This is a genomic window from Bacillus sp. NPDC094106 (assembly GCF_044764345.1).
GTDB lineage: Bacteria > Bacillota > Bacilli > Bacillales > Bacillaceae_G > Bacillus_A.
Map to the genome: position 1 here is coordinate 17236 of NZ_JBIWHY010000013.1, position 9580 is coordinate 26815.

16 protein-coding genes are annotated in these 9580 nt (G+C 34.7%); 14 read left to right on the forward strand and 2 right to left on the reverse strand.

Annotated features, from left to right (window positions below):
- Positions 1-29: 29 nt before the first annotated feature.
- The 7 genes from ACIQ7L_RS18520 (at position 30) to ACIQ7L_RS18550 (ending at position 3794) form a co-directional block, all read left to right on the forward strand.
- Complete coding sequence (locus ACIQ7L_RS18520) at positions 30-797, forward strand: conserved phage C-terminal domain-containing protein (RefSeq protein ID WP_400570915.1); 768 nt, start codon at positions 30-32, stop codon at positions 795-797.
- 13 nt (positions 798-810) lie between these two features.
- Positions 811-1689, forward strand: coding sequence for an ATP-binding protein (locus ACIQ7L_RS18525; protein ID WP_400570916.1), 879 nt, complete (start codon positions 811-813; stop codon positions 1687-1689).
- Positions 1686-1916 carry a hypothetical protein gene (locus tag ACIQ7L_RS18530; protein ID WP_400570917.1) on the forward strand — a complete coding sequence of 77 codons (231 nt, stop codon included), beginning with the start codon at positions 1686-1688 and terminating at the stop codon, positions 1914-1916. Before ACIQ7L_RS18525 ends, ACIQ7L_RS18530 begins: the two co-directional genes overlap by 4 nt.
- Before the next feature lie 78 nt (positions 1917-1994).
- Positions 1995-2168 carry a hypothetical protein gene (locus tag ACIQ7L_RS18535; RefSeq protein WP_400570918.1) on the forward strand — a complete coding sequence of 58 codons (174 nt, stop codon included), beginning with the start codon at positions 1995-1997 and terminating at the stop codon, positions 2166-2168.
- A 137-nt stretch (positions 2169-2305) separates the two neighbouring features.
- Positions 2306-2482 carry a DUF6877 family protein gene (locus tag ACIQ7L_RS18540; RefSeq protein WP_400570919.1) on the forward strand — a complete coding sequence of 59 codons (177 nt, stop codon included), beginning with the start codon at positions 2306-2308 and terminating at the stop codon, positions 2480-2482.
- A 36-nt stretch (positions 2483-2518) separates the two neighbouring features.
- Positions 2519-2911: a hypothetical protein gene (locus ACIQ7L_RS18545; RefSeq protein WP_400571054.1), complete on the forward strand. Its 393-nt coding sequence runs from the start codon at positions 2519-2521 to the stop codon at positions 2909-2911.
- 133 nt (positions 2912-3044) lie between these two features.
- Complete coding sequence (locus ACIQ7L_RS18550) at positions 3045-3794, forward strand: DNA-methyltransferase (RefSeq protein WP_400570920.1); 750 nt, start codon at positions 3045-3047, stop codon at positions 3792-3794.
- Positions 3795-3840: 46 nt separating this feature from the next.
- On the opposite strand, the gene ACIQ7L_RS18555 is transcribed toward ACIQ7L_RS18550, so the two are convergent.
- Positions 3841-4278, reverse strand: a complete 438-nt coding sequence (locus tag ACIQ7L_RS18555; protein WP_400570921.1) for a type II toxin-antitoxin system HicB family antitoxin — start codon at positions 4276-4278, stop codon at positions 3841-3843.
- Between the two features lie 46 nt (positions 4279-4324).
- Positions 4325-4510 carry a type II toxin-antitoxin system HicA family toxin gene (locus ACIQ7L_RS18560; protein WP_400571055.1) on the reverse strand — a complete coding sequence of 62 codons (186 nt, stop codon included), beginning with the start codon at positions 4508-4510 and terminating at the stop codon, positions 4325-4327.
- Between the two features lie 177 nt (positions 4511-4687).
- Between ACIQ7L_RS18560 and ACIQ7L_RS18565 the strand changes: the two genes are divergently transcribed.
- The 7 genes from ACIQ7L_RS18565 (at position 4688) to ACIQ7L_RS18595 (ending at position 9579) form a co-directional block, all read left to right on the forward strand.
- Positions 4688-4885 carry a hypothetical protein gene (locus ACIQ7L_RS18565; protein WP_400570922.1) on the forward strand — a complete coding sequence of 66 codons (198 nt, stop codon included), beginning with the start codon at positions 4688-4690 and terminating at the stop codon, positions 4883-4885.
- Positions 4882-5157 carry a Rho termination factor N-terminal domain-containing protein gene (locus ACIQ7L_RS18570; RefSeq protein ID WP_400570923.1) on the forward strand — a complete coding sequence of 92 codons (276 nt, stop codon included), beginning with the start codon at positions 4882-4884 and terminating at the stop codon, positions 5155-5157. The genes ACIQ7L_RS18565 and ACIQ7L_RS18570 overlap by 4 nt, the downstream gene beginning before the upstream one ends.
- A complete protein-coding gene (locus ACIQ7L_RS18575) occupies positions 5154-5537 on the forward strand; it encodes an HNH endonuclease (protein ID WP_400570924.1) in 384 nt (127 codons plus the stop codon). The genes ACIQ7L_RS18570 and ACIQ7L_RS18575 overlap by 4 nt, the downstream gene beginning before the upstream one ends.
- Positions 5538-5653: 116 nt before the next feature.
- Positions 5654-6091, forward strand: coding sequence for a P27 family phage terminase small subunit (locus ACIQ7L_RS18580; protein ID WP_400570925.1), 438 nt, complete (start codon positions 5654-5656; stop codon positions 6089-6091).
- On the forward strand, positions 6088-7809 hold the full coding sequence (locus tag ACIQ7L_RS18585; protein WP_400570927.1) for a terminase large subunit: 1722 nt from the start codon (positions 6088-6090) through the stop codon (positions 7807-7809). Before ACIQ7L_RS18580 ends, ACIQ7L_RS18585 begins: the two co-directional genes overlap by 4 nt.
- A 14-nt stretch (positions 7810-7823) precedes the next feature.
- Positions 7824-9032 (forward strand): phage portal protein, encoded by a 1209-nt coding sequence (locus tag ACIQ7L_RS18590; RefSeq protein WP_400570928.1) that lies wholly within the window; start codon positions 7824-7826, stop codon positions 9030-9032.
- Complete coding sequence (locus ACIQ7L_RS18595) at positions 9001-9579, forward strand: HK97 family phage prohead protease (protein WP_400570929.1); 579 nt, start codon at positions 9001-9003, stop codon at positions 9577-9579. Before ACIQ7L_RS18590 ends, ACIQ7L_RS18595 begins: the two co-directional genes overlap by 32 nt.
- The last annotated feature ends 1 nt before the right edge of the window (position 9580 follow it).

Here is a 9580-nt window from a genome sequence, read left to right on the forward strand (position 1 = left end):
GCAACTTATAAAAAATAAGAGGTGTCTACATGAGTAACTTAATCATAGATGAAGAACCTTTACTTGTTCTCCCGGAGTTAGCAAAGCAAATCGGATTAAATGAAGCTATCATTTTGCAACAAATACATTATTGGTTGAAGAGATCGCACCATTTTTACGATGAGCACTATTGGATATACAACAGCGTTACACAGTGGAAAGAACAGTTTCCTTTCTGGGGAGAGTCAACAATAAAGAGGACCATAAAAAGCTTGGAAATTCAAAAACTATTACTTGTTGGTAATTACAATAAAGCGAAGTTTGATAAAACAAAGTGGTACACGATTAATTATTCGGTTCTCCGTCGGTTAAAATCGACCGACGATGATGTCAATATGACCCGACCAGAAGGTCAATATGACCCAATGCAAGAGGTCAATATGACCCGACCTATACCAGAGAATACACAGAGACTATCTACAGAGACTACAGAATATGTAGTCGAGATAGTGAACTATCTCAACATTACATGTGAAAAAAAATATCGTACCTCCTCTAAGAAGACACAGACTTTAATCAAATCTAGATTGAAAGAGGGCTATACAGTTAAAGACTTTAAAAAAGTTATCGATATAAAGAAAAACCATTGGTTTAAAGACCCAAAATGGGATGAATATTTACGACCTGAAACATTATTTGGAACAAAGTTTGAAAGTTATTTAAATAGTAAACCAAAAGCCACAAAAGAAATGTCAGCTGCAGAACGACTAAAACGTTTTGAGCAAGAAGCAGCAGAACAAGACGACTTACCATTCTAAGGAGGAACACTGAATGGAAAGAGAAGAGATATTTCAAAAGGTATTTAGTAGTAATCGGGCGATTAGAAACTCAGTTAATGAGAATGAAATTTTAGAAGCTATATCCATTGATGACGGAGCTTGGTGTCAAACATGCAAGATTAATATACCGATGGTGCAATTACCAGTTCATATGATAAAAGCATTAAAAAAAGTACCAGGACTTAACAAGAAGGGGATAATACAACCAGTGTGTCCTAAATGCTTCAGAAAGCCTTCTTCTGATAAAGATGAAATTAGATATCAAGATGTTGTTGAAGCCGCACAGAAACGACTTCAGGACGGTGAAAGGAAGCGTTACTTGATGCCAACACCTGGAAGGTACGTAAATGCTACTCTGGAAAATTTTGAAATGCGTAAGGGGACAGAAAAAGCTTTTAATGGAGCAAAGTATTTTATTGATAATCTATCTAAGAAAGAAGAAAAAGGATTGTTTCTGCAAGGTGGATTTGGTGCAGGGAAAACGCGGTTATGTTATTCCATTAAACATGCTTTGGACAAGCTTGGGAAAAGTATCATTGTATACAATGTAACGCAGCTCTTAGACCGTATTCGTTCAACTTTTAATAGTGATAAAGAAAGTAAACAAGAAATTATGGCATTGCTTATGAAATGCGATGTGTTGATTTTAGATGATTTAGGAGCGGAAAAGCCCAGTGACTATACTGCTGAGTTCCTATATACAGTAATAGATTATCGGAATAGTAATTTAAAAAGAATGGTGATTACAAGTAACTGCAGCAGTGAAGAATTACAAGAACGACTTGGAGAGTTACAAGGCGGAAGAATTTTAGATCGGTTAAAAGAATCATGCTACAAAATACCAATTACGGCAGGGAGTGCGAGGAAATGAGTGGAAATCAAAATAATGGTAAAAAAGAAAGTAATAAAAAACAAATTGAGTCAATGCTAAAAGAATTATTGGTTAGATCCCATACAGATGTACGAGTAAGAAATTTTTTAGATGATTTTAAGGAGTTTATAAGTAAAGAGAATCAATTAAGTGAGGAATTTAAAGATGGCTTAAATAGATTACAAAAGAAGCATTTTCCAAACTTTGAACAAGTTGTTGCTAATTAAATAAAAGAGATGGGCGCAATTTTGCGCTCATCTTAACAAAATAGTTATTGTAATAACCAATTGTGGACGGTGGGACAATTGAAAGAAGTATCATATGCAATCCAAACACTAACAGTTGAAAAGGCTGAATATGAGGAACGGATGAAGCTGCTTCATTGTAATCAATATAGATATAAACGATTTAAGAAAAGAGTTAACGAATTGAATAATGCTATTGAAATTCTAAAGCGACATGTTTCGACACAAAAATGACTATCAGAATCATAGTAAATTGAAGTTGTTTTTCTTTCCGAATGTCATTGGTCTTGTGAACGTTAAAACGTCTTAGGGAGGAAAAAAACGTATATTACGAGGTTTGTTGTTTTTAGGTAGAAAGTGAGGTTGATAACATGACATATTTGCAAGAAATAAATAAAATTGCACCTCAATTACCTTTGGTAGTTCTGCAAGATATCAAACAACGTGTGGGAGATTGGCTTGCAAGTGGTGGCGATGAAAATGATGAATATATTGGTCAACAATTGAGATATGCTCAACGAGTTGTGGAAGCTGGTGATTTGAAATAAGTATTCAAGGTCAAAAAGGAAAGAAGGTGAATCATCATTTTTGACTGGCTGAAAGACTATCAGAAATTAGAAGAAGAGATTGCTTATTTAGAATACAATCTAGACAAAACAAAAGCTGAATTGAAACGCTGGGTATATGGTGATTTACAAGAGGTTCGTTTAACAGCTAATTCAGAAGGAGCAAAAGTAGAAAGTCGTATAGAAGCAATCGAATATGAATTGGCTCATAAGATGAATGAAATGCATAATTTAATGTATTTGATTAATAAATTTACAGGATTAGATAATAAAATTGTACGTATGAAATATATAGAAGGAATGACGTTATCCAGTATAGCATGTAGCCTAAAATATAATGTGGATTATATTAAACGTAGACATTCAACTATAGCAAGAATAATAAAGTTTGCTGACGAGTTAAAAAAGTGACTTTTTGGTGGGTCACCTTTTGGTCACTGAAACTATTGAAAAAATGATTTATAGTAATAACATAAGATTTTGACGAAAGGGCAACTGATGCATGGTTGCTCTTTTTATTATGTAAAAAAGGATGGTTATAAATTTGTTAAATCAAGTTCTTAATATGGATTGTTTAGAAGGAATGAAAATGATTGAGGATAAATCAATTGATATGATTTTATGTGATTTACCTTATGGGACTACATCTTGTAAATGGGACAGCATCATTCCTTTTGACTTGTTATGGGAACAGTATGAGCGAATTATAAAGGACAATGGAGCTATCTTATTAACTGCCAGTCAGCCATTTACAACGAAATTAATTGCTTCTAACATGAAGTTATTTCGTTATGAGTGGATATGGAAGAAGGGAAATCATACAACCGGATTCCCAAATGCAAATAGAATGCCACTGAAGAATCATGAAAATGTATTAGTATTTTATAAAAAATTACCGAAATATTATCCTCAAGACTTAATCCTTTTGGATAAACCAATTTATAAAAAGAGTACAGGAAAGAAATTAAAAATCTTTGGTAAGAGAAATAATGAATCGTTAAGTAAAGTGCATGTAACTAAGTATACAAATTATCCTAAATCGATTTTAGATTTCCCACGAGATAGTAAAACATTTCATCCAACACAAAAGCCAGTTTCTCTTTTTGAATATCTAATTAAGACTTATACAAAAGAAGGCGAGACAGTATTAGATAATTGTATGGGTAGCTTCACAACTGCTATTGCATGTATCAATACGAATCGTAATTATATTGGATTTGAATTAGATGAGGGTTATTGGAAGTTAGGTAATGAACGTGTAGTAAAACATATGAAAACAATTAAACACCAATAAAAGGTGTTTCTTATTATATAAAAAAAGAGGACGCTCCAAGCGTCCTTTATGGTGTATTCTTTTTATCTTTATATCCCAAATGTTCCTCTAATGCTTTTACAAGCATTTCGGAAAAATTGACATCTTGTTTTGCTGCTTGTTCTTCCAGCCATGAAGGAAGGGTTACATTTTTTCTTTTATAGACAAGTGTATCTTTATTTCTTAATGGTGGCATCCAAACATCAATTAATGTTGTTGAAATTTGGCTATCATCATCTTGTATATCTATATTTTCAATTAGTGTTGGTTCTGGTATTTCGTCGCCGTCTTCTTCCATAGCGGAAAGGTGAAGTCCTAATGCTTCTCTACCCATTTTTAGAACTTCTTCTAATGATTCGGCATGAGAAACACATCCTAACAAGTCGGGAAAATATATTCCATAACTTTTTGAATCTTTTTCATCCCTACATAGAATAGCGGGATAAACATAATAATCTTTTTTCATAGTTTGTTTTCGTAACAATTTTTTATATAATAGGGAAAGCAAGGGGCTATTTCAGCCCTGCTTGCTTTAGAATGGAATGGTAAATCCATTTTGGCAAATCCTTCACAGGATGTTGAATGGTCACCTTTCCTTTCTTGGTCGGATGGATGAATTGATGATGGTCACCGCGAATGTCCTTCAAAAACCATCCATCCTTTTTAATCACTTTTATTGCGTCCCTACTACTTGGAATTGTTACTACCTCCTTTCAACTTTCTATAATTATTATAACACGCATTGTAATGCGCATCAAGAAAAAGATGCAAATTTCTTTGGTTTTTTTGTATATTTTTTTAAATGAATATAAGTATATTAAGCATCCAAAATGGGTGCTTTTTATTATGTAAAAATTACATAGGTGGTGATGGTGTTGAAAAAAGTAAATGAACCAATGATTAAGATTCATGTTGATACAAGTGAAGCACAAGAAAAGATTGAAGCATTGAAGTTAGTGGTTGAAGGATGTACACAAGCTTTGGAAAACTTAGGTGAAGCGATGTCCAATCTTGGAAGTCAATTAAAGTTGAATGGTGTCGTTACGATAGGAAAGGAGAGTGACAAGGAATGATTACTGAAATTAGAAAGACTGTATCGGGTACAGAATACTGGGACACAAAAGAAAAGAGAAGTCTCTTTGTTCCAACTGGTGAAGAACCAAAATTCAAAGTAACTGAAAATCCTAAGAGTATGTTAACCGTTGATTCTGAACTAGAACAACCAAAGGAAGTTTCTTTGGAAGATATGAAAGTAAATGAGTTACGTGAATATGCTAAAGAATTAAATATTGAAATCCCAACTGATGTAAAAAAGAAAGAAGACATCATTAATTTATTATTATGAAATATTGTGACTTTAATGGATGTACAAATAAGATAGAGCGAGGCTCATACTGTGAGGAGCATAGGCGTAGTAAGAGTAAGCCAAAGGTAGACAAGTCTATCTATCATAACAGTAATAAACAATTCTATAATTCATTAGTGTGGAAGAACATGCGGAGTCAGATATACGAAAGGGAGAAGGGCTGTTGTCAACGATGTGGGAAGTTCGTATTCGGTAGGCAAGCACAGGTGCATCACATCATACCTATTAAAAAGAATCCAATGCTTAAGTTAGAACCGAACAACCTCAAGCTGTTGTGTCCTGTTTGTCATAGCATTGAAGAAAATAAAATTGAAAAAGAAAAAGTTTTTTTAAATTTTTTTTCAAAGCCCCCCTTTTAAAATTTTAAAAAAAATTTTTTTCAAAAGACCGGCCCCCCCAGTTATTTTTTTCGTTAGACGACATTTTTGAAAAACAAAGGGGGGTGTGAAAATCGATAAAAGAGGGGGTGTAAATTTTGGCCACGAAAAAGGAAAGACAAAAAATTGTTGCTGAAAAAACAGAAGCTGAAAAACAGCGAATTTTAAAGGTCATGAGGGATGCTGATATTTACACCCTCACTTTGGACCCGTTGATTGAGAGTTATCTTGATATCTTTGAAATCTATCAAACTATGTATATTGAGTGGAAAGAAAAAGGATTTCCGCCTACTCAACGACATACTAATAAAGCTGGTGCGACAAATAATTCAAAGCATCCATTGGCGCAGCAAGTGGAAACATGGGCTGATAAGAAAACAAAAGCATTAGATCTATTGGGGCTTACTAATAAATCAAAACCAAGTAAATTTATCACAGGCGGCTCAACTGTAGGTAAAAATGAAGAATTGAAAAAGCCTGAAAAAAAGGTAAGCGAATTGGATGAATTTCGTACGAAATGGCGGAATGCCAAATGATTGAGCGCGGTGTAAATTATGCTGATATTTATGCGAAACAAGTAAGAAAGAATCCTAAAAAGTACCCTGATACCATTAAAAAGATGGTAGATAGGTATTACAAATGGAAAAAGCGTAAAGACATTTGGTTTGATGTAGATCGTGCCAATGAAATGATGGATTGGGTTGAAACATTTGTCCGTCATACGAAAGGCAGCCTTGCTGGACAACCCTTTATCCTGGAAGATTGGGAGAAATTCGCTTACTCGTGGATATATGGATGGGTGCATAAGAATGAAAATGATGATGTGGTTCGTGTTACTCGTGAGGCTTATATCCAGGTTCCTAAGAAAAATGGTAAAACATTAATCGGTGTTGGTGCTTTGGGTTATGCGATGTATGGTGAAGGAGTGCTAAGTGCCGATTGTTATTGTTGTGCGAGCGATTTTAACCAGGCGCAATATGCAGCCAAGCCATTTGCAGCAACAATAATGAACCATGATGTATTAATGGAATGCTCACACATCTATAAAGGTCCAAAAGGGACGATTTCCAGTGTAACATATGATTATCTTCGTGATGATTTAGCTTATCAGAACCAATTTATTGTTATGAGTAAGAATATCCAGTCTATTGAGGGTTCCAATCCACACTTCATTCTAAACGATGAGCTCCATGCACAAGAAAACATGGATCAGTACGATAACTTCAAATCAGCACAGGTAGCGCGTGCCGAACCAATCATGTTTAATATCAGTACAGCGGGTAAAGGTTCGTCTTCAGTAGGTATGCGAGTATATCGTGAAGCTAAAGAAGTATTGAAGCGTGATGATAATGATTCAAGTTTTGTCATGATTTATGAGCCAAATAAGAATTATGATTGGACAGACCGCGAAGTTTGGGCAATGGTTAACCCGAATATTGGTATTTCAGTGACAATGAGTGCGCTTGAAACAGAATTCATCACAGCGTCACGTTCAGCACATAAGAAAGCCGAATTCTTATCAAAGCATTTGAATGTATTCGTAAATGGGGCAGAGAATTACTTCGAACAAGACCAGGTGCAGCATGTTCTTGTGGATGACTTGGGTGATCTTACAGGTGAAACTTGTTATCTTGGATTGGATTTATCAAAAACAACCGACTTAACTTGTGTTTCACTAAACTTCCCAACATACGATGATGACGGAAAAGCCATCTTAAAAGTAAAACAAATGTATTTTATTCCGAATGCTGATATTGAATTTCGTGAGAAAGAAGACAACGTGCCATACACAGATTTAGTGGAACGTGGTTTTGTTCAGTTTTGTGATGGGAAGATGATTGACCAGGATCAAGTGCTAGATTACATCAAAGAATGTATGGAATTATACGATGTGCAGCAACTAAACTATGACCCGGCTATGTCGCAAAAGCTAATAGAGAAGTGTGAAAACTTAGGTTTAGAATGTTTGGTAGTTAATCAGTATCCAAATGTGATGAATGCCATGATCGATGATTCTGAGAGACTAATTTATGAAAAGAGATTACTTACTGATAATCCACTCTTTATATACTGTGCTTTAAATCTAGTTGTAGTAACAAATATGAATGGAATGAAGGGGCCTTCAAAACGTCAATCAAAGAAAAAGATTGATGGATTTGTGGCCTTTTTAGTTGCTCATAAAGAAACAATGATGCTACTGGATGATATAGATGGTGATGGAATGGATAGCTTGATTAGTGAAATTTATAGATAAGGGGAGGTGAGAAATTGAGATTACGAGATAGGTTTTCAAACTTTGTGTATCGACAGATTGAAAAGCGTGGTTGGTTTGAGGATATTTTTTCGAATACGATTCGTTATGGCGGAAAATATGTAAGTGATTCAAATATCCTGGAATCCAGCGATGTTTATGAATTGCTACAGGACATCAGTAATCAAATAATGTTAGCTGATATCACTGTGGAAGACGGAGAAGGAAACGAAATCAAAAATCATCCTTATCTTAAGATTTTACAGAATCCAAACAATTACTTAACTCAATCTGAGTTCATCAAATTGATGACGAATACTTATTTGTTACAAGGTGAAGTCTTTCCGGTTTTGGATGGTGACCAATTACATTTAGCGTCGAATGTTTACACTGAATTAGATGATAGGTTAATAGAGCATTTTAAAGTTGGTGGTGAAGAGATACCGGGGTTCATGATTCGTCATGTGAAAAATATCGGTACCGATCATTTAAAGGGAAAAGGTATTCTTGAATTGGGAAAAGATACGCTTGAAGGAGTTATGAGTGCTGAGAAGGTTCTTACAGATAAATATAAGAAGGGTGGACTGTTAGCTTTCCTTTTACAATTGGATGCTCACATCAATCCACAGAATGCAGCACAATCCAAACTCATTAAAGCGATATTAGATCAGCTGGAAGCTATCGATGAATCACGTTCAGTAAAAATGATTCCTCTTGGAAAAGGGTATTCGATAGAAACGCTTGAAAGCCCGATAGACGATGAGAAGACACTAGCATATCTAAATGTATACAAGAAGGATTTAGGTAAGTTTCTAGGCATAAATGTGGATACATACACGGCTTTAATCAAGGAGGACCTTGAAAAAGCGATGATGTATTTGCATAACAAGGCTGTTAAACCAATCATGAAAAACTTTGAAGACCATTTGAGTCTTCTTTTTTTCGGAAAAAATTCGGATAAGCGTATTAAATTCAGAATCAACATTCTTGATTTTGTACCATACAGCACGAAAACAAAGATTGCTTACAACATGGTTAGAACGATGATTACAACACCAGATGATGCAAGAGAAATGTTAGGATTCGACAGACTTAATACAGATGAATCTAGTAAATTATATGTCTCTAAGGACCTGGTCAATAGTAAAGACTTAGGAAGAGTTACTGATGATAGCTTGAAGGGAGGTGATGGGAATGGCGAAGAACAAGGAAACACGGACATTTGACATCACCAAATTAAATACTAGGGATGCAACAGAAGAGCAATCTTCTATGATAACTGGTTATGCAGCTGTTTTTAATTCAAAAACATCTATTGGTGGTTGGTTCGAAGAGATTATTGAACCAGGTGCTTTTGCTCGTTCACTTTCTGAAAATGGAGATATTAGAGCATTATTTAACCACAATTGGGATAATGTTCTCGGTAGAACGAAAAGTGGTACCTTGCGACTAGAAGAAGATGAGAAAGGATTAAAATTCGAAATCGAATTACCTAATACATCTACTGGTCGCGATTTAGCAGAAAGTATGTCCAGGGGTGACATTAACCAATGTTCTTTTGGATTTTGGATAACTGAAGAAACGTGGGACTACAATATTGAACCAGCACTAAGAACAATTCATGAAGTAGAACTTTATGAAATATCAGTTGTTTCTATACCAGCTTATGACGATACTGAAGCATCATTAGTTCGTAGTAAAGAGATTGGTAAAGAAGTAGAACAACGAATGAAAATGATTAAACAAATAAATCAAATTTTGGAGGAAAAGTAAA